Source organism: Pseudomonas lundensis (genome assembly GCF_002269125.1).
Lineage (GTDB): Bacteria > Pseudomonadota > Gammaproteobacteria > Pseudomonadales > Pseudomonadaceae > Aquipseudomonas > Aquipseudomonas lundensis_A.
This window is the reverse complement of the sequence record NZ_NQKI01000008.1, coordinates 60,079-86,342: the sequence shown is the minus strand read 5'-3', so window position 1 is coordinate 86,342 and position 26,264 is coordinate 60,079. Positions and strand designations below refer to the sequence as shown.

The 26,264-nt window shown below is 57.3% G+C and carries 23 protein-coding genes; 12 read left to right on the top strand and 11 right to left on the bottom strand.

Annotation, left to right across the window (positions count from 1 at the left end):
- Positions 1-151: 151 nt before the first annotated feature.
- From CJF39_RS07405 to CJF39_RS07385, 5 genes are all read right to left on the bottom strand, one after another.
- Complete coding sequence (locus CJF39_RS07405) at positions 152-2,857, bottom strand: hypothetical protein (protein ID WP_094992820.1); 2,706 nt, start codon at positions 2,855-2,857, stop codon at positions 152-154.
- A complete protein-coding gene (locus tag CJF39_RS07400) occupies positions 2,854-3,117 on the bottom strand; it encodes a helix-turn-helix domain-containing protein (RefSeq protein WP_094992819.1) in 264 nt (87 codons plus the stop codon). Before CJF39_RS07400 ends, CJF39_RS07405 begins: the two co-directional genes overlap by 4 nt.
- Before the next feature lie 111 nt (positions 3,118-3,228).
- Entirely contained in the window at positions 3,229-3,435 is a 207-nt protein-coding gene (locus CJF39_RS23645; protein WP_094992818.1) for a helix-turn-helix transcriptional regulator, read from the bottom strand.
- 560 nt (positions 3,436-3,995) lie between these two features.
- Positions 3,996-4,613, bottom strand: coding sequence for a hypothetical protein (locus CJF39_RS07390; RefSeq protein ID WP_141232169.1), 618 nt, complete (start codon positions 4,611-4,613; stop codon positions 3,996-3,998).
- A complete protein-coding gene (locus CJF39_RS07385; RefSeq protein ID WP_094992816.1) occupies positions 4,610-5,998 on the bottom strand; it encodes a tyrosine-type recombinase/integrase in 1,389 nt (462 codons plus the stop codon). The genes CJF39_RS07390 and CJF39_RS07385 overlap by 4 nt, the downstream gene beginning before the upstream one ends.
- Before the next feature lie 340 nt (positions 5,999-6,338).
- On the opposite strand from CJF39_RS07385, the gene CJF39_RS07380 reads away from it, so the two are divergent.
- The 10 genes from CJF39_RS07380 (at position 6,339) to CJF39_RS07335 (ending at position 17,264) form a co-directional block, all read left to right on the top strand.
- Complete coding sequence (locus CJF39_RS07380; protein ID WP_094992875.1) at positions 6,339-6,791, top strand: Lrp/AsnC family transcriptional regulator; 453 nt, start codon at positions 6,339-6,341, stop codon at positions 6,789-6,791.
- 171 nt (positions 6,792-6,962) lie between these two features.
- Positions 6,963-8,645, top strand: coding sequence for a flavin monoamine oxidase family protein (locus CJF39_RS07375; RefSeq protein WP_094992815.1), 1,683 nt, complete (start codon positions 6,963-6,965; stop codon positions 8,643-8,645).
- Positions 8,646-8,681: 36 nt separating this feature from the next.
- On the top strand, positions 8,682-9,476 hold the full coding sequence (locus tag CJF39_RS07370) for a carbon-nitrogen hydrolase family protein (protein ID WP_094992814.1): 795 nt from the start codon (positions 8,682-8,684) through the stop codon (positions 9,474-9,476).
- Positions 9,477-9,524: 48 nt separating this feature from the next.
- Positions 9,525-11,969, top strand: coding sequence for a pyrroloquinoline quinone biosynthesis protein PqqF (gene pqqF, locus CJF39_RS07365; RefSeq protein WP_094992813.1), 2,445 nt, complete (start codon positions 9,525-9,527; stop codon positions 11,967-11,969).
- Positions 11,970-12,123: 154 nt separating this feature from the next.
- Complete coding sequence (pqqA, locus tag CJF39_RS07360; RefSeq protein ID WP_003444522.1) at positions 12,124-12,198, top strand: pyrroloquinoline quinone precursor peptide PqqA; 75 nt, start codon at positions 12,124-12,126, stop codon at positions 12,196-12,198.
- Positions 12,199-12,283: 85 nt separating this feature from the next.
- Positions 12,284-13,195: a pyrroloquinoline quinone biosynthesis protein PqqB gene (gene pqqB / locus CJF39_RS07355; protein WP_094992812.1), complete on the top strand. Its 912-nt coding sequence runs from the start codon at positions 12,284-12,286 to the stop codon at positions 13,193-13,195.
- A gap of 105 nt (positions 13,196-13,300) precedes the next feature.
- Positions 13,301-14,053, top strand: a complete 753-nt coding sequence (pqqC, locus tag CJF39_RS07350; protein ID WP_094992811.1) for a pyrroloquinoline-quinone synthase PqqC — start codon at positions 13,301-13,303, stop codon at positions 14,051-14,053.
- Positions 14,050-14,325, top strand: coding sequence for a pyrroloquinoline quinone biosynthesis peptide chaperone PqqD (gene pqqD / locus CJF39_RS07345; protein ID WP_094992810.1), 276 nt, complete (start codon positions 14,050-14,052; stop codon positions 14,323-14,325). The genes pqqC and pqqD overlap by 4 nt, the downstream gene beginning before the upstream one ends.
- A gap of 7 nt (positions 14,326-14,332) precedes the next feature.
- Positions 14,333-15,463, top strand: coding sequence for a pyrroloquinoline quinone biosynthesis protein PqqE (pqqE, locus tag CJF39_RS07340; protein WP_432760235.1), 1,131 nt, complete (start codon positions 14,333-14,335; stop codon positions 15,461-15,463).
- Positions 15,429-17,264 (top strand): S9 family peptidase, encoded by a 1,836-nt coding sequence (locus CJF39_RS07335; RefSeq protein ID WP_094992808.1) that lies wholly within the window; start codon positions 15,429-15,431, stop codon positions 17,262-17,264. Before pqqE ends, CJF39_RS07335 begins: the two co-directional genes overlap by 35 nt.
- Before the next feature lie 88 nt (positions 17,265-17,352).
- Here the strand turns inward: CJF39_RS07335 and CJF39_RS07330 are convergent, their stop codons facing one another.
- Both CJF39_RS07330 and CJF39_RS07325 read right to left on the bottom strand, forming a co-directional pair.
- A complete protein-coding gene (locus tag CJF39_RS07330; protein ID WP_047278059.1) occupies positions 17,353-17,511 on the bottom strand; it encodes a YqaE/Pmp3 family membrane protein in 159 nt (52 codons plus the stop codon).
- Between the two features lie 191 nt (positions 17,512-17,702).
- Positions 17,703-18,986: an aspartate aminotransferase family protein gene (locus tag CJF39_RS07325; protein ID WP_094992807.1), complete on the bottom strand. Its 1,284-nt coding sequence runs from the start codon at positions 18,984-18,986 to the stop codon at positions 17,703-17,705.
- 229 nt (positions 18,987-19,215) lie between these two features.
- On the opposite strand from CJF39_RS07325, the gene CJF39_RS07320 reads away from it, so the two are divergent.
- The gene (locus CJF39_RS07320; RefSeq protein WP_094992806.1) at positions 19,216-20,115 is read left to right on the top strand and encodes a LysR family transcriptional regulator; all 900 of its coding nucleotides are present in this window, start codon (positions 19,216-19,218) and stop codon (positions 20,113-20,115) included.
- A gap of 273 nt (positions 20,116-20,388) precedes the next feature.
- On the opposite strand, the gene CJF39_RS07315 is transcribed toward CJF39_RS07320, so the two are convergent.
- The 3 genes from CJF39_RS07315 to CJF39_RS07305 all read right to left on the bottom strand — a co-directional run bounded on the left by CJF39_RS07315 (position 20,389) and on the right by CJF39_RS07305 (position 25,660).
- Positions 20,389-22,167: an acyl-CoA dehydrogenase C-terminal domain-containing protein gene (locus CJF39_RS07315; RefSeq protein WP_094992805.1), complete on the bottom strand. Its 1,779-nt coding sequence runs from the start codon at positions 22,165-22,167 to the stop codon at positions 20,389-20,391.
- A gap of 126 nt (positions 22,168-22,293) precedes the next feature.
- Positions 22,294-23,586 (bottom strand): GGDEF domain-containing protein, encoded by a 1,293-nt coding sequence (locus CJF39_RS07310; protein ID WP_094992804.1) that lies wholly within the window; start codon positions 23,584-23,586, stop codon positions 22,294-22,296.
- A gap of 268 nt (positions 23,587-23,854) precedes the next feature.
- Positions 23,855-25,660, bottom strand: a complete 1,806-nt coding sequence (locus tag CJF39_RS07305) for a phenylacyl-CoA dehydrogenase (protein WP_094992803.1) — start codon at positions 25,658-25,660, stop codon at positions 23,855-23,857.
- Between the two features lie 30 nt (positions 25,661-25,690).
- On the opposite strand from CJF39_RS07305, the gene CJF39_RS07300 reads away from it, so the two are divergent.
- The gene (locus tag CJF39_RS07300) at positions 25,691-25,885 is read left to right on the top strand and encodes a hypothetical protein (RefSeq protein WP_094992802.1); all 195 of its coding nucleotides are present in this window, start codon (positions 25,691-25,693) and stop codon (positions 25,883-25,885) included.
- Between the two features lie 61 nt (positions 25,886-25,946).
- On the opposite strand, the gene CJF39_RS07295 is transcribed toward CJF39_RS07300, so the two are convergent.
- Positions 25,947-26,243 (bottom strand): pyrroloquinoline quinone biosynthesis protein PqqE, encoded by a 297-nt coding sequence (locus tag CJF39_RS07295; protein WP_094992801.1) that lies wholly within the window; start codon positions 26,241-26,243, stop codon positions 25,947-25,949.
- Positions 26,244-26,264: the final 21 nt, after the last annotated feature.

The following is a 26,264-nucleotide window of genomic DNA, read 5'->3' as shown; positions in this document are numbered from 1 at the left end:
CACAAAATAGGGGACATCCATACACACCTTTCTGAACAAAGGTGGTTATATGGGTTGTGGTGGTTGTTTTTTACTGATAGCCCTAAAGTGTCAACTGACAGTTTAAACATGCAGGGAATAAACAACCTTAACAACCACCACAACCACCTTTTTAAGCTACTTCACTTTTCTCTCTAGATACCAGAACACGCCATACAGCCGTACCACCGCTTTTTGCGCCTTGTTCCAATCGCAAACCTTCCACAATAACGCCTGCATTTCGTCTCAACCATGCTGCAAACGCCCGCGTGTTGAATCGCCCATTATGGAATGCTACTTCCTCAAGGATTGCGTTTAGTGCCTGTTCCTCTGTCGTCGCACTGGTGAAATGCCCAACATCAGCAAAACGCCCCATTGCCTCACAATTAGTTTGCAGCTCCTTTAGAAAAACACGGTTGCTTCCGTGCACAGAATGCCAAGCGCTCAGTAGCTGGGTTAGCTTCTGGTGCTCTGGATCTTCAGCCCGCGACAACTCCAGCACCCCAGCAGGATCAGCCATAGGCGCCGGACAAACGCCCTCACTGATTAGCCAGCATAAGCACTGCCGCACAAGAGATTCCCATTGCTCAAAGCTACCGAGGCCACCAGCCGCAACCACTGGCGCTCCTGCCCTTTGATAAGTCGAGAGAACACTCAATAGATCAGCTCTATATTCAGCTAACCGCGATCTAATCAGAGCACGCGGGTTAAATCCAAAGCGACGCCGCTCAGGGTTTTCCGGCGAGTCGAGGGATATAGGGAGCAAACGACGGAAAGTGTCACCCCCAGCCCCTACGTTATTACCATTCAATACCCACAGCGCCCGATTTTGTAATGTCACCACTTCAGAACGCCCCAGAATGCGAACCTCCGGGCTTGAACTGGTTAGCATCGAGCAAAGCGCCGCGTTATCGATTGACCCAACAAGGTTATCGAGGATTAGCCCGGAACAACCCGTCAGTAGTTTTGCTGCGAGGCGTTTCTCGATTTCTTCAGGGTTTTTCTCCGGTAGCGGCAGCGCAGCGGTGCTGGCTCCGGCAAGGATCATCAAGCATTCAGAAAGCAAAGTTTTGCCTGTACCAGGGGAGTGCGCTCGAACCAGAAAGCCCGGGGCAGTATCAAGCGCAGCTCGGCAAACCGTTGTCAGTAATGCCGACATGAACACTCCTCGCGCTAGATCATCAGCAAAAGGAAATTGCTCGAACGGCTCCCAGACCCTGCGCAAGGTATCTATCAGCGCATCACGGCCTAGAATGCGAACAGGCGGCAAACCGGGATCGTCGCTAAGATACAAAAGGCCCGTGGCATGATCGTGTCCCGGAACCTCCAGAATAGAGCCATCTGGACGCATAACTGGTGAATGAATAACGCCAGCGACTACCGGCACGCCCCATGCCCCTCGCGCAGCCATAATTCGCGCGGACAAATCTCCAGGACAGTCGGTTGCCACGTAATCACCAGTGCGACGATCAAACCGCTGGAACTGAAACTGTTCTTCTAGATGATTGCGTAACCATGCTGGTTCGACAGCCATAAGCTCACCACCTGCCACACGGACAAGCGCCCCCGCACGCTCAAAAATGACTCCATCAGCGCGCACTACCGCCAACGCATCATTCATTACACGCGGCAAATCTCCTGCCGCAGTTTTGAGGGTGCGAACGGCACGATGTAGCGTAAACCGCTGCCCGCCGTGCGCATGACTGTAAAGTGTAGGCTTGCCACCACTGCGCAGATTTACTTGTGCAATGCGATGGTCATTACTGCTGTACTCCGGCTCTAGAGGATCAGCAAAACGCTCGCCATGCCATTTATTCGGATTATCTAGTATCTGCCCAACAGTTACAGAATCACCGCTTGAGTGAGTTAACTCGAAGTCACCGAATAACTTGTGCTCGCAGACCGCCCGCTCGAAGGTTGCGCGCCTGACCTCACGCTCAGACTCCGGCAGTTGATTGAGTGCGTCCATGCGCTTGTCAATCCAAGCCACTTGCACATCGTGCAGTTCTTGGGCCATTTTTGAGGCCGCGTCGCTCATCAGATCCTTAAGCTGCATGCGCTCGCCGCTATTTAATGACGGAATTGCACTCAAGGTTATGACCGGATCAGCGCCACCATTCAGCACTAATGATGCTGGGCGACGGGCTTCAACCGGAAACACACACACAGGAGGTGCTGCAAAGTCGAGGCGGTGCGGTTGCCATACACTCGAATCAATCGGAGCACGCTTCAGCAAGGCGCCCGATTTGCTTATTGCAATATAACCAAAGCCAGCCAACCAAAGACGCTCAAACAGCACACGACCCGCACGCTCAATATCACGAGAGTCAGCGACTTGAATATACAGTCGCTGCCCACGGATGCCCGCCAGTTGCTGACCATCAGCAAACAACATACTTGAGGATGAGCAACCCCAAACCGATGGAGCATTGCGAAGTGCTGGTGCTGCCGAATAAATAGCCTCTCTGAACTGTTCAGGTGTAAGTGCCTCACCACTAAGTGCCGGATCGTAGTCGAGCATCAGCCAGCCTGCCGCGCGAGCCCATTCAAAATGCACGGCAGTACGGGAAATAGTCCCAGGAGCAGCTTTATCTAGATTGCAGGCAGTGGTAATTGGCGCAGACCCGGCGATAGGCAGACCGTAGCAAAGCGCCTGACTTTCTCGTAGCTCCGACAAAATCGCCACCAAAGCGTTAGGCGTTGCGGCCTCTATTACATTCGCGTGGCCTTCAACCATTTGTCCGGCGCCTTGCTTCACCAGTTTTCCATCTTCCACTAGGAATTGTTTAGTCAAACGAACAGGGTTAGAGCTTGTGATAAGGGTTAGATGCGCGTTCATACGGGTGAGCCCTCCCGGATCAACACATAACGTCCAACACCTCTATGAGGACGTCCAAACGCGTCTCGAACGGTTTCAGGAACTGTGGCAATTTCCCACCCCAGCTCATGTCGCAATGTGTAAATGCGCGCCGCCGGGGCCATGATATTCCAGTAATCACGCAACTCAACAGTAGTCGGCTTGTGTTCGCGCAAGATCTCCCCCACGCGACGCACTTGGGCCTCGGTGCTGGTGTCTAGAAGGGTGATGGCTTCAGACATAGCTAGTTACTCCCAGTAGAACTACGAACGCGATGTTTTCGATCATCGGAGCAAAATTCAGACAAGCCGGTGTCATCCCGCCAAGGAGGCGGGTTAATGTCTTCACCATGATTAAGCCCCCTCAGTTTTAGCTAAGAAGGCTTCCACGACCGACGATCTCCAGGCGATACGCCTAGGGCCCAACTGAATAGCTTTTGGAAAGTGCCCGGAACAAACCCAGCGCCAGAGGGTGACAGGCGAAACGCCCAACCGCCCGCAAACTTGTTTTTTTGACCACAGCTGAAGCGCCAGGTCTGGGTGCAGGTTATAATCAACCATATTGTTGTTGCTCCTTGCTCGGAGCTGGGCTAAGATCCCTTAAGAAATTTGTAGGACGCCCAGCGTGGGTGTTTGCCCCGTCCGATGGTTGCGAGCCATTGAGACAAAGCGTTTAACGAAACGGTCTAGAGCGAAATGTTCTAGACCTTTTTATGCTTATATGATACCACATGAAATTTGGTCGATTTTAAAGTTAAGAAACATCCTTAACTTCAACCTATTAGTCCCTGATTTAGATACCCATTCTTCGCCATCCATTGGCTTTTTCGTTACCCGCGCCTCCCCGCATGATTCACAATTCAGCACGCCAAGAATCAGCAAGATCTCCCACGCGGTAGCGCACCAGACGACAAACCTTGAGATACAGCAGAGCATAGCCGCCAGTCGAACTGACCAGATGGTGAGGGCGGACGCTTTCACATCAAGCGCATAGCCGAACTGATTGGCGATTCAACCCTGGCAGTTGCGGTCATGGTCATTCGGAAAGCCCCGTGTAGATTGATTCGACAGGGACATTCTCAATAAAGTGGCGGGAAATAGCGAAGGGGGGAAATCGGCGATTAATCCCCCACAAGCAGACGCTCCAAGTGGAGCTCCCAGCTCGCTTGCACATATAGGTGTCTCTTCCGCTGCTTCCAAATATCGACATAAGCAGAGGTATCGCGCCCCAATGTTGCGGCTAGGATGTCGCAGCCTGATTGCACATCTTCGGTGGCTTCGTTGCGAGTGGGCTTTATGCCTGCACGGCTCAGCGCCTCCAGTCCCAGGCAGATTGCAAAGTTCCGGTTCGGGTCGGCTGGTTTTCCTCGGCGAGCTGGTCGTGGTCGCCCCCCGCGCAGTACCTCGGCAGTAAACACGCGCAGGAACTCAGGAACCGCCTCCCCCTTCTCAATATATTGAGCCGCGAATCGCGCAGCCTCATCCCATGCATTACGGTTGGTCGCGGCAGCGTCGATCAAATCCACGCCATCGACGTATGCACGCGTGACACCCTCAACTTTGCGCCACGAGATAGACCGGACATGCATCGGATAACCGTCCCAGTCCACGGGCTTACTGGGAAGAACACGGGAGAACATCGCCAGGACTCGAGCGGTAACTGCTACTGGATCAAACGGCTGTTCTAGCAGCTTCTGGCGCTCCTGCATGCGCGCCAACTCCTCAAATCGCCAGCTCATTGATTTACCACGCTGCGGGTCGGTAACTGCACCACTTCCGCACTCTGCGGCATTCCCGACAATTCATCCAGATAACGCGCCCACCTATCCAAATCCCCACGCTTCTCCGGTAGATAATTCCACCTATCGTAGTGTTTTGCCTGCACCCCTGACCGACCATGTGACAGTAACCATGCTCGGCGCTCCTGATTCACACCCAAGGACGCTAAGTGAGTCTCTATAGTTGCGCGCAACGTGCGCCAAGTGAAACGGCGAGTTTCCCCCTTTGTCGAAAGCTGATCCCCAAGCGCTGAGAAAATATCCAGTGCAGTACCGGGTGTGATGCTGACTTTTCCACGCAGAGAGAATGGCCCAGGTGCTTTGCCTGCCCCTTGAAGCGCTAGTAGCGGCGACAGGATCTCACGGAGTCGCTGAGTCATCGGCAACAGATGCTCACGTGACGGCGTACCTTTTCCGCCCTTGAGGTCGATTAACCGCATCACTTCCCCATGCTCACCATCGTCATAGATGTCTGCCCAAGTGACCCGACAAAGCATTTCTACACGCTGCCCAGCGAGATAAAGCATCGCCTTTGCAATTGCACTACGCCGAGCAGGTAGACCTTCAACGGCCAGAACAACCGCTTTCAGCTCTTCTTTTGTAAGCGCCCAGGTGTTCGCCTGATTGGCGCCTTCAATCGTTGGCACGTCACGCGCGGGGTTTGATTTGAGACCATATTGAACAGCGTCACCAGCACGGAGCGGGTTTAGATCGCTAGCAAGGCCAAACGAAAAAGCCGCCTGAAGGTAAGAGCGCAATTTATCTGCCTGTCGCTTTTTACCATTGGTTGCTGATGCCTTGGTCAAGCGGGCGCCCCGTCCTTTACTGGCGACTGATCGAGTTAGGCAGCGACGCAGGATGTTCGCAATATCGCTAGGTTCGACTTCCTTGGCCTTGCATTTCGACAGATCAGGGAATGGATCGAGAACATCCAGCTTTAGCGCACCACGCACGGCCCTGGCACTGGACTTGCCCCTACGCTCCATATCGTCAACGTAGGCATTCAGCATTTGAGCCAACGTTCCCTGCCTTGCCTCAACATCCGCAGCACGTTGGGTTGAGCGTTGACGCTCCTCTTCCGCTTTTTGATAGTCATCAATACTCGGGAAGGCTCGAATCTCTAACGACTTCGCAGCGGCATAGGCTCGCCACTCAACCAACGTTTTTTCGGAATAGTTCCCAAGTTTTAGACGCTCCTGCTTTTTCTCTCGGCGCAGACTCAGATAGACCAAAACGCCCGTAGCTCGGCGTTCAAAGAGAAGAGAACCCGTCCCTTTCCCTTCCAAGGCCTCAGAGAGCGTGGCTTTCAATGCTGTTATCTTGCTGTGAACCAGTTTCTGCGCCATTCCTAGCTCCAAGATCGTCTTAACGAATTGCTCAACGAATCATAGCAATATTGAGAGATAAGAAGAAACGTCACGAAACGCTAAATCAGCCTGAAAGCCTTGTTTTATCTGAAACCATCGTTTCATGAGCTGTCATTTAATTTCCAATCTTGTGACTCATAATCCCTTGGTCGTAGGTTCGAGTCCTACTGGGCCCACCATACTCAAAGCCGCGCACTGCGCGGCTTTCGTATTTCTGGCATTGGAACGCCTCACTGTCCACGTTCTGCCTCACTGGACGCCCCGCCCCTCAAGCGCTGTACCATGAGCGTCCACTTTGATGATGCCACTGGAGCTTCTCTTGCCAGACTCTCGCCCGCCCGTGCTGGATGAAATCGATCGTCAGTTGATTGCCGCCCTGCAGCTCAATGCCCGTGAAAGTGTCGCCATGTTGGCGCGTCAATTGGGGATCGCGCGCACCACCGTGACGTCTCGGCTGTCGCGTTTGGAAAGAAACAACATCATCACCGGTTACGGCGTTCGACTGGGACAGCGCTTGATTGATGGCGGGCTGCAAGCGTATGTCGGGATCACTGTGCGGCCACGCTCAGGCAAGGATGTGGTCAGGCGCCTGAGCGCGATGGCGCAGGTGCAGCAGTTGTGCGCCGTCAGTGGCGAGTTCGATTATGTCGCCTGGCTGCGCAGCGATTCGCCAGAACGACTGGATCAATTGCTGGACCAGATCGGCAGTGTTGAGGGCGTTGAGAAAACCACAACGTCGATCATTCTCAGCAGCAAAGTCGACCGCGGCTAAGTGGCTACGCCCAACTCATACAACACTTTGCACACAACCTTCGTCAGATTGTCCAAAGACAATACGAAACGACGACACTTTGCGTCTTAAGAACGTGTTCTGCACTCCTTATGATGATGCCTGTCTTTTCCTATACTCAGCGTAAAGCGCGGGTCGCCAGCAAGGTCAGCCATGAATAAGAACAATCGCCACCCTAATGACGGCAAAAAACCGATCACCATTTTCGGCCCAGACTTCCCTTTTGCCTTCGACGACTGGATCGAACACCCCGCAGGTCTGGGCAGTATTCCCACGCATAAACTGGGCGCAGAGGTCGCGATTGTGGGTGCAGGGATGGCGGGAATGGTCGCCGCGTATGAGCTGATGAAACTCGGCCTCAAGCCTGTGGTGTACGAGGCCTCAAAAATGGGGGGCCGTTTGCGCTCACAAGCGTTTGAAGGCAGTGAAGGCGTCATCGCTGAGTTGGGCGGCATGCGCTTTCCGGTGTCCTCAACGGCCTTCTACCACTATGTCGACAAGCTCGGGCTTGAGACCAAACCCTTCCCCAACCCACTGACACCCGCCTCCGGCAGCACTGTGATCGACCTCGAAGGCCAAACCTTCTACGCACAGAAACTATCTGATCTGCCTGCGTTGTTTCAGGAAGTGGCTGACGCATGGGCGGACGCACTGGAAGAAGGGTCGCATTTTGGCGACATCCAACAGGCAATCCGCGACCGCGATGTGCCGCGCTTGAAAGCGTTGTGGAATACCCTTGTCCCACTGTGGGACGACCGCACCTTTTATGACTTTGTCGCCACCTCCAAAGCCTTTGCCAAACTCTCGTTCCAACACCGCGAAGTGTTTGGTCAGGTCGGGTTTGGCACAGGTGGCTGGGACTCTGACTTCCCGAATTCAATGCTCGAAATCTTCCGCGTGGTCATGACCAACTGCGATGACCATCAACACCTGGTGGTTGGCGGGGTTGAGCAGGTGCCGCTAGGGATCTGGCGTCACGCGCCGCAGCGCTGTGCGCACTGGCCTGAAGGCACCAGCCTCAGTTCGCTGCACCACGGTGCTCCGCGCACAGGGGTCAAGGCGATTTCCCGTACAGAAGACGGTCAGTTTTCTGTCACTGATAACCTCGGCGTGACCCGCCCATTCGAGGCCGTGTTGGTCACCTGCCAAAGCTGGTTACTGACGACCCAGATCGAGTGCGAAGAAGCGCTGTTCTCGCAAAAAATGTGGATGGCCCTCGACCGCACGCGTTACATGCAATCGTCCAAAACCTTCGTCATGGTCGACCGCCCGTTCTGGAAAGACAAAGACCCCGACACCGGCCGCGACGTGATGAGCATGACCCTCACCGACCGCCTGACCCGTGGTACTTATTTGTTCGATAACGGCGACGACAAACCGGGCGTTATTTGTCTGTCGTACTCATGGATGAGCGATGCGCTGAAAATGCTTCCGCACCCTGTCGAAAAGCGCGTGAAGCTGGCCTTGGACTCGTTGAAAAAAATCTACCCGAAAGTGGACATCGCCAGTCGGATTATTGGCGACCCGATTACCGTTTCGTGGGAGGCCGACCCGCACTTCCTGGGTGCCTTCAAAGGCGCACTGCCCGGTCATTACCGTTACAACCAGCGTATGTACGCGCACTTTATGCAGCAGGAAATGCCTGCAGAACAACGCGGGATTTTTATCGCCGGCGACGATGTATCGTGGACACCCGCTTGGGTGGAGGGAGCCGTGCAGACTTCGTTGAATGCCGTTTGGGGCATCATGACCCACTTTGGCGGGCGCACACACGCCGACAATCCCGGGCCGGGTGATGTGTTCAACGACATTGGCCCGATTGCCCTGCCGGACTGAACGGCGCGCCTACAACCCCAAAGACAGGAGAACCCCATGCGCGTCGCCCTTTACCAATGCCCGCCCCTGCCCCTGGACGTCGCAGGCAACCTGCAACGCCTGAATCACATCGCGCAACACAACCCCGGGGTTGACCTGTTGGTCCTGCCGGAGATGTTCCTCACGGGGTACAACATTGGTCCACAGGCCGTGGCGCAATTGGCGCAACCTCTGGACGGCGACGCGGCACGGCAGATTGCCCGGATAGCTCAGGCCTGCAACATGGCCATTGCCTATGGTTACCCTGAGCTAGGCCCCGACGGGCTCATCTATAACAGCGTGCAACTGATCGACTCCCACGGCAACCGCCTGCTCAATTACCGCAAAACTCACTTGTTCGGGGCGCTCGATCACAGCCTGTTCAGCCCCGGCCCGGATGCATTCCCCGTCATCGAGCTCAACGGCTGGAAGGTCGGCATGCTGATTTGTTATGACCTGGAGTTCCCGGAGAACACGCGTCGTCTGGCGCTGGCAGGTGCGCAATTGATCGTCGTGCCCACCGCCAACATGGCACCTTATGACTTCATTGCCGATGTCACCGTGCGCAGCCGCGCCTTTGAAAATCAGTGTTATGTGGCCTACGCCAATTACTGCGGCAGCGAAAGCACCATTCACTACTGCGGCCAGAGCAGCATCGCGGCGCCTGATGGCCAGCAAGTTGCATTGGCTCAGCGGGACGAAACCCTAATCAGCGCCGTGCTTGACCCACAAAAACTGACGGACGCAAAAGCTGGCAACAGCTACTTGGCCGACCGCCGTCCGGAACTTTACGGTGCGCTGAGCGCGCGCTGATTGCCAGTAATCCGCTAGCATGAGCGCTTCTCTGTAACGGAAGTGCCCATGCCCGCGTTGAACACCCCTGACGTCGTTCACCTGACTACCCGCAACGGTCTGACGCTGAGCGCACGCCACGCCCCTCGACTCAAGCGCAGCGCAGCCTATTTGCGGGTAGCGGCAGGCAGCCATGACGTGCCCGCCGACTGGCCGGGGCTGGCTCATTTTCTGGAGCATTTGTTGTTCCTTGGCACCGAGCGCTTCCCCGCAGCTCAGGGCCTGATGGCCTATGTGCAACAGCACGGTGGGCACATCAACGCACGCACCAGCGAACGCCATACCGACTTCTTCTTTGAGTTGCCCCCAGAAGCCTTTGCAGGCGGGCTGGACCGCCTGTGCGACATGCTAGCCCATCCGCGTTTGCATCCGGACGATCAACGACGCGAACGCGAAGTCCTGCACGCGGAATTCATTGCCTGGGCACGCGAGCCTTCGGCGCAACGGGAACTGCAGCGGCTTCAACCGCTCAACGCCGCACACCCGCTGCGGGGCTTCCACGCGGGCAATCGTTACAGCCTGCCCGTGCCATGTGCAGCCTTTCAGCGCGCCTTGACGCATTTCCATGAACAGTTTTATCAAACCGGGCAGATGACCTTGAGCCTGGCTGGGCCACAATCGCTGGACACACTGACTGCACTTGCCGAGCGTTACAGCCTTGAGCTGCGTCAGGGTACGGCCGTCTCGCAACAGCCCCCGCCGCCGCTGATGAGCGAAGGTTCGTCACAGTACGTGCAGGTCGAGGGTTCAAACGTGAACCTGATGTTTACCCTGGAACAGTTACCGCCTGCATCAGAAGAAGCGTTGGCATTTCTGTGTCACTGGATCAACGCTGACAAACCGGGCGGACTTCTGGCTCACTTACGTCAGCAGCAAGTGAGCGACAGTCTGCACGCCAAGCCGGTGTACCAGTTCCAGGGCCAAGCCCTGCTGGGCTTGACCTTCACAGGGTCGTCAGACATGACGGCCAAGGCTCAACCCATCCGTGACATCGTCTACGACTGGCTGTCTTTTTTCGTTGCGCAGCAGCCCTGGGCGGGGCTGCGCGACGAATACCAACGCTTGCAGCAGCGTCAGCAACAGGTCAGCAGCGCACTGGAATTGGCCCGCCGCGATATTCAGCAATATCCGCCAGGGTTGTCAGACCAAGGCGTTGAAGCCCTGGCGAGGGTCCTGAAACAGATGCAACCCGAACGTCGGCCTGCCTGCCAGCACACTTGGCAATTACCCACACCCAATCCATACCTCAAATCGGAGAAACACCCCGTGACCGCTGGCCTTATTCGCGGACAAACCAGTGCCCACCGTGGCTTGCGCACTTTTGCCCAAGACCGCTTGCGCAGCCGCCGCGAGGTGTCGGCCATGACGTTCAGCACTGCACTCGCGACCCACAGCGGCGAAGCGGCGTTGTACCTGCGCTGGCACTTGGGCGTGATCCCTGCGCCCTCGCTATTACCGGCGCTGCAACACCGCCTGCTGACACTGCAACAAGATGCGCGCGAAGCAGGCATTGAATTGTCGCTCACGGCGCAGGGCAATGACTGGCTGCTGAAGCTGCATGGCGTACAAGAACCGTTGCCCGCCATCCTGGAACATGCGTTGCATTTGCTCGCCACGCCCACGAATGATGCGCCGGTGCCTCAGCCGCAAGCGCCACAGATGCCGATCCGCCAATTGCTCAAGCGCCTGCCGGAGCTACACACCCACTTGGCAATGCCTGCTGCTGAAACTGCCCAGGACCTCTGGCAATCAGCCCGATGGCACGGCATGGCTGTAGGCTGTACCCCGGCCAGCCATACATTGATCACAAGCGCGCTGAGCAAAGCCCCCGGCACCCCGGACCCGCTGCTGACGCACCCCGTCCAAGCGACAGCAGAACGCCACTGGCACACCGAACCTTGTGAATCGAGCGAACAGGCCGTGTTGCTGTTCTGCCCTGCACCACGGGCTGACCTTACGCAAGAAGCCGCCTGGCGCTTGCTGGCCCATTTGGTGCAAACCCCGTTCTATCAGCGTCTGCGCGTGGAGTTGCAACTGGGTTACGCCGTGTTCAGCGGCTTGCGTCAGCTTGGCGACAGAACCGGCCTGCTACTGGGGGTGCAATCGCCTCAAGCCACGACGGCAGACATCTTCGAGCAGATCCGAACTTTCCTGAGGCAATTACCGCAACAGATTGCAGCCCTTGATGAAGCTTCTTTCATCGAGTCGCGCAATGCTCTGGCAGAGCAGTTCACCCTCGGCACGCTCAGCCTGCCTCAAGCCGCCGATCTGTTATGGCACGCGCAACTGGCGGGCCACTCGTCGGATTACCTTAAGGCGCTCTACAACGGGCTTATAACGCTCGATCAAGCCACTACACTCAGAGCAGCCGAGTGCCTCAATGACCCGGATAGCGACTGGCTGTGTGCGGCCACAGGGCCTGAAACTGAATCGTTTTATCTGCGTAGAAGCTGATTTTTACCAACCATGTAACGAGCTTTCTTCGTCTTTGGTCGTTCAATCCCAGTCAAATTTAGTAACATAGCCACCTAAGCATCTGAACATCTCCCCCGGGAGCTGGACTAAGTTAAAGACACCCCACCCACCCCCACTGCTAAGGAGTCACCTCATGGCTTGGACAAAACCGGCTTACACCGATCTGCGCATTGGCTTTGAAGTCACCATGTACTTCGCAAGCCGTTGATCTGCCGCTTTATTGAGCAGAGCAACCCAACGCCTCGGTTCGCCGGGGCGTTTTTATTTCCAGATTTGCAAGAGAACAGTCGCCCATGTTCGTCCAGATTCTAGGTTCCGCCGCTGGCGGTGGTTTCCCGCAGTGGAACTGTAACTGCGTCAACTGTGCCGGTTTTCGTGATGGCACCTTGCGCGCCACGGCCCGTACCCAGTCCTCGATTGCGATCTCCGATGACGGCGTGAACTGGGTGCTGTGCAACACCTCGCCCGACATCCGCGCCCAGCTTCAAAGCTTCGCCCCGATGCAGCCTGGCCGTGCCCTGCGTGACACCGGGATCAGCGCCATCATCTTGATGGACAGCCAGATCGACCACACCACCGGCCTGCTGAGCCTGCGCGAAGGCTGCCCGCACGATGTGTGGTGCACCGACATGGTTCACGAGGACCTGAGCACCGGCTTCCCGCTGTTCACCATGCTCAAGCACTGGAACGGCGGCCTGAACTGGCACCGCATCGAGCTGCAAGGATCGTTCACCATCCCGGCCTGCCCGAACCTGCGCTTCAGCCCGTTGCCGCTGCGCAGTGCCGCGCCGCCGTATTCGCCACACCGCTTCGACCCGCACCCGGGCGACAACATTGGCCTGATCGTTGAAGACCTGCACACCGGCGGCAAACTGTTCTACGCACCGGGGTTGGGCAAAGTGGATGCGCCCCTGCTCGACATCATGGCCAGCAGTGATTGCCTGCTGGTGGACGGCACGATGTGGGATGACGACGAAATGCAGCGCCGCGGTGTAGGCACGCGCACCGGCCGAGAAATGGGCCACCTTGCACAAAATGGCCCCGGCGGCATGCTCGAAGTGCTTGAGCAATTGCCCCAACAACGCAAAGTGCTGATACACATTAACAACACCAACCCGATCCTCGACGAAGACTCAGCCGAACGTGCCGAACTCGCCCGCCGTGGCGTAGAAGTCGCCTTCGATGGCATGAGCATCGAGCTGTAAGCCGCCCCCCTGCTGCTGCCGCACACGGCGATAAGGGGCGCGGCGCTCAGGCTGGCGCCACAACCTGCGCCAACAACGACAAACCGTATTTTCTGGAGGCACACGATGACCCAAGCCCCACTGTCCAAAACCGAGTTCGAAGCCGCATTGCGAGCCAAGGGCGCGTATTACCACATCTACCATCCGTATCAGGTGGCGATGTATGAAGGCCGCGCCACGCGCGAACAGATACAGGGCTGGGTCGCCAATCGCTTCTACTATCAAGTCAACATCCCGCTCAAGGACGCCGCGATTCTGGCCAACTGCCCTGACCGCGAAGTTCGCCGCGAGTGGATTCAACGCATGATCGACCACGATGGCGCCCCCGGCGAAGATGGCGGCATCGAAGCCTGGTTGCGCCTGGGGCAAGCCGTCGGCCTGGACCCGGATCAACTGCGCTCTCAGGAACTGGTGTTGCCCGGCGTACGGTTTGCCGTGGATGCCTACGTCAACTTCGCACGCCGCGCCAGTTGGGAAGAAGCCGCCAGCAGCTCGCTGACCGAAATGTTTGCCCCGCAAATTCATCAGTCGCGCCTCGACAGCTGGCCACAGCACTACCCATGGATCGACCCGGCGGGCTACGAATACTTCCGCACCCGTTTGGGCCAGGCCCGCCGCGACGTCGAACACGGGTTAGCCATTACCTTGCAGCACTACACCACGTGGGAAGGCCAGCAGCGCATGCTGGAAATTCTCCAGTTCAAACTGGACATTCTTTGGAGCATGCTCGACGCCATGACCATGGCTTACGAACTGGACCGCCCGCCGTACCACAGCGTGACCGACCAACGCGTCTGGCATAAAGGAATCACCCTATGAGCTTCGATCGCAGCAAAATCCCGACCTGGCGCCCCGGCTATCGCTTCCAGTACGAGCCTGCGCAAAAAGGTCACGTGCTGCTGTACCCCGAAGGCATGATCAAACTCAATGAAAGCGCCGCGCTGATCGGCGGCCTGATTGATGGCCAGCGCGATGTCGCGGCCATCATTGGCGAACTGAACTCACAGTTCCCCGGCGTGCCCGAGCTCGGTGATGACATCGAGCAATTTATGGAGGTCGCTCGTGCAGAGCACTGGATCGAACTTGCCTGACAACCTGATGCCGCCCACGCCCGAAATCGGGCTGCCGCTGTGGCTATTGGCGGAACTGACCTACCGTTGCCCGCTGCAATGCCCGTACTGTTCCAACCCGCTGGACTTCGCCCAACAAGGCAAAGAGCTGACCACAGAACAGTGGGTAAAAGTGTTTCGCGAAGCACGGGAAATGGGTGCGGCTCAACTGGGCTTCTCGGGAGGCGAACCGCTTGTGCGTCAGGACTTGGCTGAACTGATTGGCGAGGCGCGCACATTGGGGTTCTACACCAACCTCATCACGTCCGGCATTGGTCTGACCGAGCAGAAGATCAGCGACTTCAAAAAGGCCGGGCTGGATCATATCCAGATCAGCTTTCAAGCCAGCGACGAGCAAGTGAACAACTTGCTGGCCGGGTCAAAAAAAGCCTTCGCACAAAAGCTGGAAATGGCCCGCGCCGTCAAAGCCCACGGCTACCCGATGGTGCTGAACTTTGTGACCCATCGGCACAACATCGACAAAATCGACCGCATCATCGAGCTGTGCATTGCGCTCGAAGCCGACTTCGTCGAACTCGCCACTTGCCAGTTCTACGGCTGGGCGCAGCTCAACCGCGTGGGCCTGCTACCCACCAAAGAACAACTGGTTCGTGCCGAACGCATCACCAACGAATACCGCGCCAAACTGGAAGCCGAAGGCAATCCCTGCAAGCTGATTTTCGTCACACCGGACTATTACGAAGAGCGCCCCAAAGCGTGCATGAATGGCTGGGGCAGCATCTTTCTGACTGTGACCCCGGACGGCACCGCTCTTCCCTGTCATGGTGCACGTCAAATGCCGGTTGAATTCCCCAACGTGCGTGACCACAGCATGCAGCACATCTGGTACGACTCGTTTGGGTTCAACCGCTTTCGCGGCTATGACTGGATGCCCGAACCCTGCCGCTCCTGCGATGAGAAGGAAAAAGACTTCGGTGGCTGTCGCTGTCAGGCCTTCATGCTCACGGGGGACGCCAGTAACGCCGACCCGGTGTGCAGCAAGTCGCCGCACCACGACCTGATTCTCAAGGCGCGCGAAGAAGCCGAACACGCCACCCAAACCATTGAGCAACTGGCCTTCAGAAATGACCGAAACTCACGACTCATCGCCAAAGGCTGAACCCTTCAGCGCCGACCTCGCCGTCGCCGCCGGTGTGGATTTTGCCGAACTGAAACTCGGCCCCCACGGCCTGTTCTGGAACGAATACCGCCCACAGGATGCAGCCTGCCGCATCTGGCATTGGCGCGACGGTCAGGCGCACTGCCTGACGCCGGACGGCTTCAGCGTGCGCAGCCGCGTGTACGAGTACGGCGGCGGGTCGTTTTGCCTGAGCGATGACGGCATTGTGTTCGTCAATGAGTCCGATCAACAGGTGTACGTGCAAGCGCTGGAGGGCACAGCACCTCGCGCCTTGACGCAAGGCACCTGCCGCTATGGCGATGTGCAGTTTGCTGACGGGCAAGTGCTGGCGGTTGAAGAGGACAAGGACCGGCATCGTTTGGTCAGCATTGACCCTGCCTCGTCAGCGCGCCACGTACTGGTCGAAAACGCTGATTTCTATGCGGCACCAACGTTGAGCCCTGATGGCCGGCGTTTGGCGTGGATCGAGTGGAGCCGTCCGCATCAGCCATGGACCTCAACGCGCTTGATGGTCGCGCAGCGCAGTCCGGAACACCGCTGGCAAACGCCACGGTGCGTTGCGGGCGATGCGGGCGAAGAGTCGCTGCAACAACCGCGTTTCGATCAGCATAACCGCCTGTACTGCCTGACAGACCGCGAGGGTTATTGGCAACCGTGGATCGAATCGGCGGGCGGCCTGAATAAATTACCGGGCGAGTCTGCCGACCACGCGCCGGCACCCTGGCAGTTGGGCGGCAGCACCTGGCTGCCGCTGAATGACAATGCCTACGTCGCCACATGGACACAGGCAGGGTTCGGACGCTTGGGCATACGCACCTCTGACGCCAGCCTTGAAGAATTCACGGGGCCATACAGCCGTTTCCGCAGTCTGGCGCTGGATGAGCAGGCGATCTATTGCATCGCTGCCTCACCGGTCAGTCCCTCGGCCATCATTCGTATCGCCCGCAACAGCCGACACGTCACCGTGCTGGCCGGCGGTGTAGCACCGTTGCCGGCTGACCGCGTCAGCCGCCCGCAAACGTTGCGCTACCCCTCGTCGGGTGGCGACGCCCACGGCTTTTTCTACCCGGCCATGCACGGCGAAAAACAGCCGCCGCTGGTGGTGTTTATCCATGGCGGCCCTACATCGGCGTGCTATCCAATGCTCGACCCGCGCATTCAATACTGGACGCAACGCGGCTTTGCAGTCGCTGACCTCAACTACCGTGGCAGTACCGGTTATGGCCGCGAGTACCGGCAAACACTGCATCTGAAATGGGGCGAAGTGGATGTGGAAGACGCCTGTGCCGTGGTCAGTTATCTTGCCGATCAAGGGCTGATTGATCGTCACAACGCTTTCATTCGCGGTGGGAGTGCTGGCGGTTACACCACGCTCTGTGCACTGGCGTTCAAGAATGTGTTCCGCGCGGGCGCCAGCCTGTATGGCGTCAGCGATCCCGTTGCACTGGCGCGCGATACCCATAAGTTCGAAGGCGATTACATGGACTGGCTGATTGGCGATCCCGACCGGGATGCCGAACGCTACGCAGCGCGCACGCCTTTGCTGCACGCTGCCAACATCCGCGTACCCGTCATTTTCTTTCAAGGTGAACTGGACGCGGTCGTCGTGCCGCAACAAACCCGCGACATGTTAAGCGCCCTGCAAAAGAACGGTATTCCTGCCAAAGCGTATTACTACCCGGACGAGCGCCACGGGTTCCGCAAAGCCAGTAATCAGGCCCACGCCCTGGAGCAGGAATGGCTGTTTTATCAGGAAGTGATGCAATCAACCCCTGACTGAACCGCTGAAGTCACCGCCGGAAAACGAAGCTGCGACTGGCGCAGCTTCGACTGCTTGGCAACTGTTGGAGATCAGGGCGAGGGGAACGTTATCGCTTGGCGATGATGTACACCGCATGGATCACACCCGGGAAATAACCCAACAGCGTCAACAGAATATTCAGCCAGAAAGCTCCGCCGAAACCGACTTGTAAAAACACACCCAGCGGCGGCAGCAGGATGGCGATGATGATGCGAATGATGTCCATGTGTTCAGTCCCCAATCAATGATGGGCTCAATCAAGCCCTACGATTAATCGACTCTGAGCGCTGTCAAAAGGTTCACTCAGTACGTTTCTACGGACAAAAAAACGCCCCGTGCCGAACGAAACAGGCACGGGGCGATGCGTTATACCGCGAGACGGTTCTTTAAATTCTGTGTGCGCCGGTAAGTCAGCCGTTACACCAACACGGCACGCCGACACTGCAACTGCGCAGTCCTGACCCTGGAAAAAGCACGGGCCAGACGCAGCAGCATTTCATCAATATTGCCTTTGCTGACGCACAGCGCCGGGGTGAACCGCAGACAATCGGGTTGCGGGGCCGTGATTAGCAAACCTTCATACAACGCCGCTTTTACGACTTCATCTGCCGAATCATCGGACAGTGTCAGGCCCCACATCAGGCCTTGCCCACGCAGTTCTCCCTGCGCATAACGATTGGCCAAGCGCCCCAGTCCCTCGTGCAAGTGTTGCCCTGCGTCGCGAACCTGTTGCAAAAAGCCTTTTTCCAATACGGTTTCCAGCACTGCGCTGCCGGCCGCTGTCATCAGCGCATTGCCGTGATGCGTGCCGCCCAGCTCGTCAGCTTCCAAGCAACATGCTTTGCCTCGTGCCAGCAATGCCGCCAGTGGCACGCCGCCACCAAGGCCTTTACCCAGCGTGATGACATCTGCACGAATGCCGTAATTCTGTTCCGCCAGCAGGGTGCCGCAGCGCCCAATGCCGGTTTGGACTTCATCGAGAATCAGCAAAATACCCAACTCCCGACACAGCCGTTCCACGCCTTTGAGGTAATGCTCGGTTGCCGGGATCACCCCCGCTTCGCTCTGCACCGGTTCCAGCATGATGGCCACGGTTTGAGCATCGACTGCGGCGTGCAACGCGGGTAAATCATTGAACGGCACATTGATGAACCCCGGCAGTTGCGGCTCGAAGCGGTTATCAAACGTGCCACTGCCCGACGCTGACATCGCGCCAAAGCTACGGCCGTGACAACTGCCGGTCGCCGTAATAATCCGGTAAGCGCCGCCACGATGCAGCTGGCCCCATTTACGCGCCAGCTTGATCGCGCCTTCATTGGCCTCGGCCCCGGTGTTCAGAAAATGCACCTGATCGCTGCCGGTGCTGTGGCACAAGCGCTCAGCCAGGTTCAGCATGCCGCGATTGAAGAACCCGGAACCGGGGTTCATCAATGACTGCGCCTGTTCTACGATCGCCCGGGTCAACGCGGCCGGGCTGTGGCCCAGACTGTTGGCAGCCCCGCCCTGGGTAAAATCCAGGTAAGCCCGACTGTCGCTGTCCCACATCCATGACCCCTGGCCACGCACAAAAACTTGCGCTGGCCGCTCTACGCTGGGCATTAAACATTCGCGGGAGACACCGTGATTCATAGGCAAAGACTGAGGCTCAATCGCCAGCTCATCAAGGCTGGGGGATTGGCGACGCAGGTTAAACAGGTTCATGCACGCTGACCTTGTGACCATAAGCCGTTTCGATTTGCAACCGGGTGCTGGGTTTAGTCAGGGTAAATCCCTCTGCGGGGTTTTCTGCCTTGCCTATGCAAAGTAACGCTACACCCTTGCACTTTCTCTGGCTCTGTGACGCTACGAGCCCTTTGGAATGGGCGTAGACTAGGCGCCTGGCGGCTTTAGGGCCATTTCGTTTTTTAAGCATTTTCGATAAGTAATACTTATGGATTTCAAGCAACTGCGTTATTTCGTTGCGGTGTATGAAGAAGGCCATGTGGGGCGTGCTGCCGAACGTCTTTCCATCTCGCAGCCGGCCCTCTCGCAACAGATCCGCCAACTCGAACACAACCTTGATGTAAGCCTGTTCGAACGCAGCAGCAAACGCCTGTTGCCCACGCTGGCGGCGCACACCCTGTATAACCACGCGCTGCCACTGCTCGACGGGTTACAGCGGGCCAAAGAAGCCTTGCGCAACTTTCAGGGCCAGGCCCTGCGCACGATTGCGATTGGTGTACTGCAAACGGTACACACCAGTCTGGTGCCGCAGATGTTGGAGCGCGTGCGCCAGGCGCAACCGCACTTGGTGGTGCAGATTTACGAATTGACAGGGCTGGAGATCGAGCGTCGCCTGCTCAACGGCTCGCTCGACATCGGCATCAGCTACCTGCCGCCGCGTCAGCCGGGGTTGCACGGCATGCTGTTGTACGAAGATGAGCTGCAACTTGTCATCCCGGCAGATCACCCGCTGCGTGAATTCAAGAAAGTCTCACTGACTCAAGCGGCAGAGTTACCAATGCTGCTGTTAGGAGAAGAGTTTCAGGTGCGCCAAATCTGGCAGAGCCAATTGGCCAATCTGGGCCGCCGCCCTCAGGTACAGGCGGAGCTCAACAACATGGCCGGCATTCTCGACAGTTTGCCGCACACCAAATTGGCCACGGTTCTGCCGGGACGCTCGCGTCATGAGCACGATGACAAGGCGCTATTGTGGAAACCGCTCAGCGAACCGCGGGTGCCTTTGAAAGTGGGGTTGGTGTGTCGCGATGTGCAACGTCAGCAAGCCACATTGGGGTTGCTGCGCACGCTGCTTGAGGATGTGATCCAGCAGGAAGAAACGCCGCTCTGACGTGTTTAGATCCGCTAGAGCGCTTGCTCCTACGCGGTGTAAACACCTTTCTGCGCCACAAAAAAGAAAACCCCGCCGAAGCGGGGTTTTGCAGACTGTTTCCCTGACATCCTTTTCACTCCGCCATCCTGGCAGAATCCTACGTGTCCCTGTTGTTGCTTTGAGCTTCCTGCTCGACGTCCATGTGAAGTAGATTACCGCTGGATCCAATTTAGCGATATGGACGATTGGCAGCGCGTTATGTAAGCAAATGCTTACATACACCTAAACAGCTTAAAAATGTGCTTCATCCAGCACGTACAGCGACTCGCTACCGGCCTTGACCGACGCGCTCAGCGAATGAATACGTGGCAGCAAACGCTCGAAATAGAAGCGCGCAGTGCCCATCTTGCTGATGTAGAAGGCGTCTTCGGATTCCTTGCCCTGTGCTGCTTTGGCCATCAGCGCCCACATGTAGGCATACGTTGTGTAACCAAAAACTTGCAGGTACTCGACCGAAGCCGCGCCAATCTCGTTCGGATTGGATTTCGCACGTTCAAGAACCCAGGCAGTCAACGCATCAAGTGTGTCCAAAGCTGACGCCAAAGGCGCCGTGAACGCATTCAGATCGCCACAGGCCGAAGCGATGAACTGACGAATTTCATCCGCGTACAAGCGGTAATAGGCGCCGTTGTTACCCACGATCTTGCGACCCATCAAGTCCAGCGCCTGGATGCCGTTGGTGCCTTCGTAGATTTGAGTGATGCGTACATCACGCACCAATTGCTCCTGACCCCATTCACGGATGTAACCGTGACCGCCAAACACTTGCTGGCCGTGGACCGTGGTTTCGAGCCCCAGATCAGTGATGAACGCTTTGGCCACCGGCGTCAGCAATGCCACCAGGGCATCGGCCCGTTCACGGGCGCCCGGGTCATCGCTGAACTTGGCAATGTCCAGCTGATTGGCCACGTAGGTGGAAAAGGCACGACCACCTTCGTTCGACGCTTTCATGGTCAGCAGCATGCGACGCACGTCGGCGTGGACGATGATCGGGTCTGCGGCTTTGTCTTTGGCTTGAGCGCCAGTGGCAGCGCGACCTTGCAGGCGGTCGCGTGCGTATTCCACAGCGTTCTGGTACGAGCGTTCGCCCGACGCCAGCCCCTGAATACCGACCCCCAGACGCTCGTAATTCATCATGGTGAACATGGCCGCCAGGCCACGGTTGGGCTCGCCCACCAGGTAGCCGACAGCCTCATCGAAGTTCATCACGCACGTGGCCGAGGCCTGAATGCCCATTTTGTGTTCGATAGAGCCGCAGGTGACCGTATTGCGCTGACCCAGGCTGCCATCGGCATTAACCATGAATTTCGGCACCAGAAACAGCGAAATGCCTTTGGGCCCCGCCGGTGCATCCGGCAGCTTGGCCAGTACCAAATGGATGATGTTTTCGGTCAGGTCGTGTTCGCCGCCGGTGATGAAAATTTTAGTCCCGCTGATGGTGTAAGCGCCGTCAGCCTGTGGCTCAGCTTTAGTCCGGATAATCCCCAGGTCAGTACCGGCATGGGGCTCGGTCAGGCACATGGAGCCGGCCCATACGCCAGCGTACATATTCGGTAGGTAAGTGGCTTTCAGCTCGTCGCTGGCATGGGCATTAATCGACACGCACGCACCGGCCGTCAGCATCGGGTACAGGCCAAATGCGAGGCTGGAGGAGTTAATCATCTCTTCGACTTGAGCCGACACCGCCTTGGGCATGCCCATGCCGCCGAACTCGGGATCCCCGCCGACGCCTACCCAACCGCCCTCGGCGTAGGTTTTATACGCGTCGACAAAGCCAGCTGGCGTGGTTACGACAGTGTCGTTCCAATGACAACCCTCTTCATCACCGCCACGGCTCAAGGGCGCAATGCTTTTGGCTGTCACCTTGCCTGCTTCTTCAAGAATGGCTTCAACCGTTTCTGCGTCTACGGTCTCTGCCAGTGCCGGCAGTTTTGCCCACAGGGAGGCGACATCGAACACTTCATTGAGGACGAAGCGCATATCGCGCAGGGGCGCTTTGTAATCAGCCATGGCAAACCTCGTAATCGCTAACGGTGAAAGCCCGGACGGGCCACGTACAGAAGTGGCCCAGTCTAACTTAACAACGAGAGCGATACATAGGGTCGCCTAGTGACTATATGCATAAAAATAGTCACATCAAGCCGGGACTTCGCTGGTCCTGACCGCACCCCGGCGGGTTTGGCCGTAGGCAATGACGCAGTTGCGGCCAGCACTTTTCGCACTGTAGAGCGCCTTGTCCGCCGCTTTGAGCACCTCTTCCGCCGTACGCTGCTCTGGCATGCGCTCGGCGACGCCGATACTCACGGTGACCGACACACTGCTGGCCCGCGTGCCTGCACGGCGCTGGCGGCCTTGTTGGTCATCTTGCGGGCGGCTTTCCTGATTACGTAATTGAATGTTGTAGCTGGCGATGGACTCACGCAACTCATCGAGATGCGGCATGCACTCGTCCAGCGTTTTGCCTGCGAAAACCAGCGCGAACTCTTCACCGCCGTAGCGATAGGCACGCCCCCCGCCGCCGACCTTGGACAGCTTGCTGGCGACCAGACGCAAGACCTGATCGCCGACATCGTGACCGTGGGTGTCGTTGAATTTCTTAAAATGATCGACGTCGCTCATGGCCAGTACGTAATTACGCCCCAGCCGTTGCAAGCGTTCGTTCAGAGCCCGACGCCCCGGCAAGCCGGTCAATTCGTCACGGAACGCCATTTGATACGCCTCATGCGCCACCGCGGCCGCAATCATCAACATCACCTGACTGCACATGATGTTGAGCGTGAACGGCAAGATGAAGGTTTGCGGCAACATCCAGAACAACCCTAGCAACCCCACCAATTGCGCAGCATGCAACGGTCGGGGATTGCGCCAGTACTGCCAGCCCAGCAACACAAAACCGATAAAAAACACCGGGTAAGACAACTGGATCAGGCTCATCCAGCTGCCATGCAGCGCGGGCCAGCGAATTTCGGCCAGCCAGTTCAGCAGGACCTGTGGGTAACTTTGCTCCAGCCCCAGGGCGACACTGCCCACGGCCAACAACACCGCAAATCGCGCCACCAAGTCTTGAAACAGGTGGGTGCGCTCTTCCCAGGCCGCGTACAGGCTGTACAACAGCGGCAATAACAGTGAGCACAAATGGAACACCACGGCGGCATCTGTGCGCACATGCCCGTTGTCACGGTAGTAATCGGTCTGGGTATCAAGCAGGAAATAGGCGATGTACACCGTCAGCATTAAAAACAGTTCGCGCTGACGCCGGTAGACCGCGCAGTAAGCACCGCCCAATAACAACACAAGGGTGGGGAGCACGTTAAACAGTGAGGTGAAAAACACATTGAGGTGTTTGACATACGCAGCCGCAAGGCCCGCTGTGAGCAGCAGAAGAGACGGTAAAAAATGACTGAAACGTGCAGCAGAAGGACGCGACAAAAGTAAAGCTCCGACCTGAACAACCAAGTAGTGGCATTGTGCCTGCTTTTACCGCAGTTAAGCACACCTGGTGACGTCCCGTTCGCCTCGGCCATAGGTTTTAACGGCCGTCAACGTAAAAGCCTTAGGGGATTTGTCGGGTTTAAATGTTGCAGGACGCGTCCGGCATCTCCTCGTCATTGCCGAGCGTGGTGCAGGCTCGGCCCACAACGAAAAAAGCCGCTTCCCCCGAAGGAGAAGCGGCTTTCAGACTGCGACCCGGCGGGGCTTAGTAGCCCAGGTCGAAGTCTTCTTCTTTCATGTCCATCAGGTTGGCAGCGCCCGACAGCATGGCCGCAACATGAGTGCGAGTGCGTGGCAGGATGCGCTGGAAGTAGAAACGGGCAGTCTGCAATTTAGCTTTGTAGAACGCCTCTTCCGACGTGCCGGCAGCCAGTTTCTCAGCAGCCAGACGCGCCATGTCAGCCCAGAAGTACGCCAGGCAGGCATAACCCGAATACATCAGGTAGTCGACCGAAGCCGCGCCCACTTCTTCACGGTCCTTCATGGCTGCCATGCCGACCTTCATGGTCAGTTCACCCCATTCTTTGTTCAGCGCAGCCAAAGGTGCGATGAACTCCTGAACGCCTTCGTTACCTTCGTTGTTCTGGCAGAACTTGTGCACGATCTTGGTGAAGCCTTTGAGGGCTTCGCCTTGAGTCATCAGCACTTTGCGGCCCAGCAGGTCGAGTGCCTGAATGCCGGTGGTGCCTTCGTACAGCATCGAAATACGGCTGTCGCGAACGTTTTGCTCCATGCCCCATTCAGAGATGAAACCGTGGCCGCCGTAAATTTGAACGCCGTGGTTGGCGGCTTCAAAACCCACTTCGGTCATGAACGCTTTTGCAATCGGCGTCATGAACGCCAGCAGGGCGTCGGCCTTCTTCTTCTCTTCTTCATCAACGCCGTATTTCACGATGTCGACTTGTTTGGCAGTGAAGTAGACCATCGCGCGGTTGCCTTCGGCGAATGCCTTCATGGTCAACAGCATGCGACGTACGTCCGGGTGGACGATGATCGGGTCAGCGGCTTTTTCCGGGAATTTAGGACCGGTCAGCGAACGCATTTGCAGGCGATCACGGGCGTATTTCAAGCCGCCCTGGAAACCGATTTCGGCGTGGGCAAGGCCTTGCAGCGCAGTCCCCAGGCGAGCGGTGTTCATGAAGGTGAACATGCAGTTCAGGCCTTTGTTCGGCGGACCGATCAGGAAGCCGGTGGCGCCGTCAAAGTTCATCACGCACGTGGCGTTACCGTGGATGCCCATTTTGTGCTCAAGGGAGCCACAGCTCACTGCGTTGCGCTCACCAATGGTGCCATCGGCATTGGGCACAAACTTGGGCACGATAAACAGCGAAATGCCCTTCGTGCCAGACGGTGCGTCCGGCAGACGCGCCAGTACGATGTGGACGATGTTGTCGGCCATGTCATGTTCACCGGCCGAGATGAAAATCTTGGTGCCGGAAACTTTGTAGGAACCATCAGCCTGAGGCTCGGCCTTGGTGCGCAACATGCCCAGATCGGTGCCGCAGTGCGGTTCGGTCAGGCACATGGTGCCGGTCCATTCGCCGGTCACCAGCTTGCTCAGGTACGTCTCTTGCTGCTCGGGAGTGCCGTGCTCAGAGATGGTGTTCATCGCACCGTGAGACAGGCCGGGGTACATGCCCCACGACCAGTTGGCTTCACCGACCATTTCACTGACCGCCAGACCCAGCGACTCAGGCAGACCCTGGCCACCGTGCGCGACGTCATGGGCCAGGCTTGGCCAGCCGCCTTCCACAAATTGTTTGTAGGCTTCTTTGAAGCCAGTCGGGGTTTTAACGCCGGACTCGCTCCAGGTGCAGCCTTCGGTGTCACCCACACGGTTCAGAGGTGCCAGCACCTGCTCACAAAACTTGGCGCCTTCTTCAAGAATGGCGTCAACCATGTCAGGCGTAGCGTCCTGGCAAGCCGGCAGGCTCTGATAGTGCGCTTCGTAACCGAGCAGTTCGTCACGTACGAAGCGAATATCACGCAAGGGGGCCTTGTAATCAGGCATAGCGATAAACCTCTGCTGATGAATCCGGGAATGAACAACCGCGTAGAATTTGTTATTGCGGTCAAACAGGTGTTTGAAACATACGTTTACGCCCATTTATTGTCAAGCAGGCGCAATACGCCGTTCGTCCCGACGGACACACAGCAACCTGCCTTTGAAAAAAGCCATAAAACAGATGAGCGCAACAATGCCGGGGTGGCGTCTGGCTGCTTAGAGCAGCCTTGAGGATGATCCGGGGCAGACGTCGACACAGCCCGAAGCTGCGCCTATATCAGCACCCGCAAAATCAGGCGTAGGTATCGATCAACGTGCCAACCATTTCGTCAGCCGTGCGTACCACTTTGGCGCCGAGTTCGACTTGTGCTTTGCCTACGCTTAAATCAGCCACATCACTGGCAATATCAGAAAGCTGGCTACGATCAACGGCGCGCATGCGGTTGACCTGAGTATCGGAGGATTGGCTACCCAGCGAGCGATCAACCGTGGCATTGGCAATCTGCCCGGCGGCTTGATCAACCCGGTTCTGCCCGGCCTGAACGGTGCTCAGACCCGCGTAAAACGCAGTGCTTCCTGAGATTTCCATGGCGGCATGATCCTTTGAGGA

What these genes read in the sequence shown, in the direction of transcription:
- CJF39_RS07295 (WP_094992801.1), bottom strand. Translation starts at nt 26,243, where the DNA reads ATGGAAATCTCAGGAAGCACTGCGTTTTACGCGGGTCTGAGCACCGTT.
- pqqB (WP_094992812.1), top strand. Translation starts at nt 12,284, where the DNA reads ATGTTCGTCCAGATTCTAGGTTCCGCCGCTGGCGGTGGTTTCCCGCAG.
- CJF39_RS23645 (WP_094992818.1), bottom strand. Translation starts at nt 3,435, where the DNA reads ATGGTTGATTATAACCTGCACCCAGACCTGGCGCTTCAGCTGTGGTCA.
- CJF39_RS07315 (WP_094992805.1), bottom strand. Translation starts at nt 22,167, where the DNA reads ATGGCTGATTACAAAGCGCCCCTGCGCGATATGCGCTTCGTCCTCAAT.
- CJF39_RS07330 (WP_047278059.1), bottom strand. Translation starts at nt 17,511, where the DNA reads ATGGACATCATTCGCATCATCATCGCCATCCTGCTGCCGCCGCTGGGT.
- pqqE (WP_432760235.1), top strand. Translation starts at nt 14,333, where the DNA reads ATGCCGCCCACGCCCGAAATCGGGCTGCCGCTGTGGCTATTGGCGGAA.
- pqqD (WP_094992810.1), top strand. Translation starts at nt 14,050, where the DNA reads ATGAGCTTCGATCGCAGCAAAATCCCGACCTGGCGCCCCGGCTATCGC.
- CJF39_RS07385 (WP_094992816.1), bottom strand. Translation starts at nt 5,998, where the DNA reads ATGGCGCAGAAACTGGTTCACAGCAAGATAACAGCATTGAAAGCCACG.
- CJF39_RS07390 (WP_141232169.1), bottom strand. Translation starts at nt 4,613, where the DNA reads ATGAGCTGGCGATTTGAGGAGTTGGCGCGCATGCAGGAGCGCCAGAAG.
- CJF39_RS07325 (WP_094992807.1), bottom strand. Translation starts at nt 18,986, where the DNA reads ATGAACCTGTTTAACCTGCGTCGCCAATCCCCCAGCCTTGATGAGCTG.
- pqqC (WP_094992811.1), top strand. Translation starts at nt 13,301, where the DNA reads ATGACCCAAGCCCCACTGTCCAAAACCGAGTTCGAAGCCGCATTGCGA.
- CJF39_RS07335 (WP_094992808.1), top strand. Translation starts at nt 15,429, where the DNA reads ATGACCGAAACTCACGACTCATCGCCAAAGGCTGAACCCTTCAGCGCC.
- CJF39_RS07370 (WP_094992814.1), top strand. Translation starts at nt 8,682, where the DNA reads ATGCGCGTCGCCCTTTACCAATGCCCGCCCCTGCCCCTGGACGTCGCA.
- CJF39_RS07400 (WP_094992819.1), bottom strand. Translation starts at nt 3,117, where the DNA reads ATGTCTGAAGCCATCACCCTTCTAGACACCAGCACCGAGGCCCAAGTG.
- pqqF (WP_094992813.1), top strand. Translation starts at nt 9,525, where the DNA reads ATGCCCGCGTTGAACACCCCTGACGTCGTTCACCTGACTACCCGCAAC.
- CJF39_RS07300 (WP_094992802.1), top strand. Translation starts at nt 25,691, where the DNA reads ATGAACAACCGCGTAGAATTTGTTATTGCGGTCAAACAGGTGTTTGAA.
- CJF39_RS07305 (WP_094992803.1), bottom strand. Translation starts at nt 25,660, where the DNA reads ATGCCTGATTACAAGGCCCCCTTGCGTGATATTCGCTTCGTACGTGAC.
- CJF39_RS07405 (WP_094992820.1), bottom strand. Translation starts at nt 2,857, where the DNA reads ATGAACGCGCATCTAACCCTTATCACAAGCTCTAACCCTGTTCGTTTG.
- CJF39_RS07320 (WP_094992806.1), top strand. Translation starts at nt 19,216, where the DNA reads ATGGATTTCAAGCAACTGCGTTATTTCGTTGCGGTGTATGAAGAAGGC.
- CJF39_RS07375 (WP_094992815.1), top strand. Translation starts at nt 6,963, where the DNA reads ATGAATAAGAACAATCGCCACCCTAATGACGGCAAAAAACCGATCACC.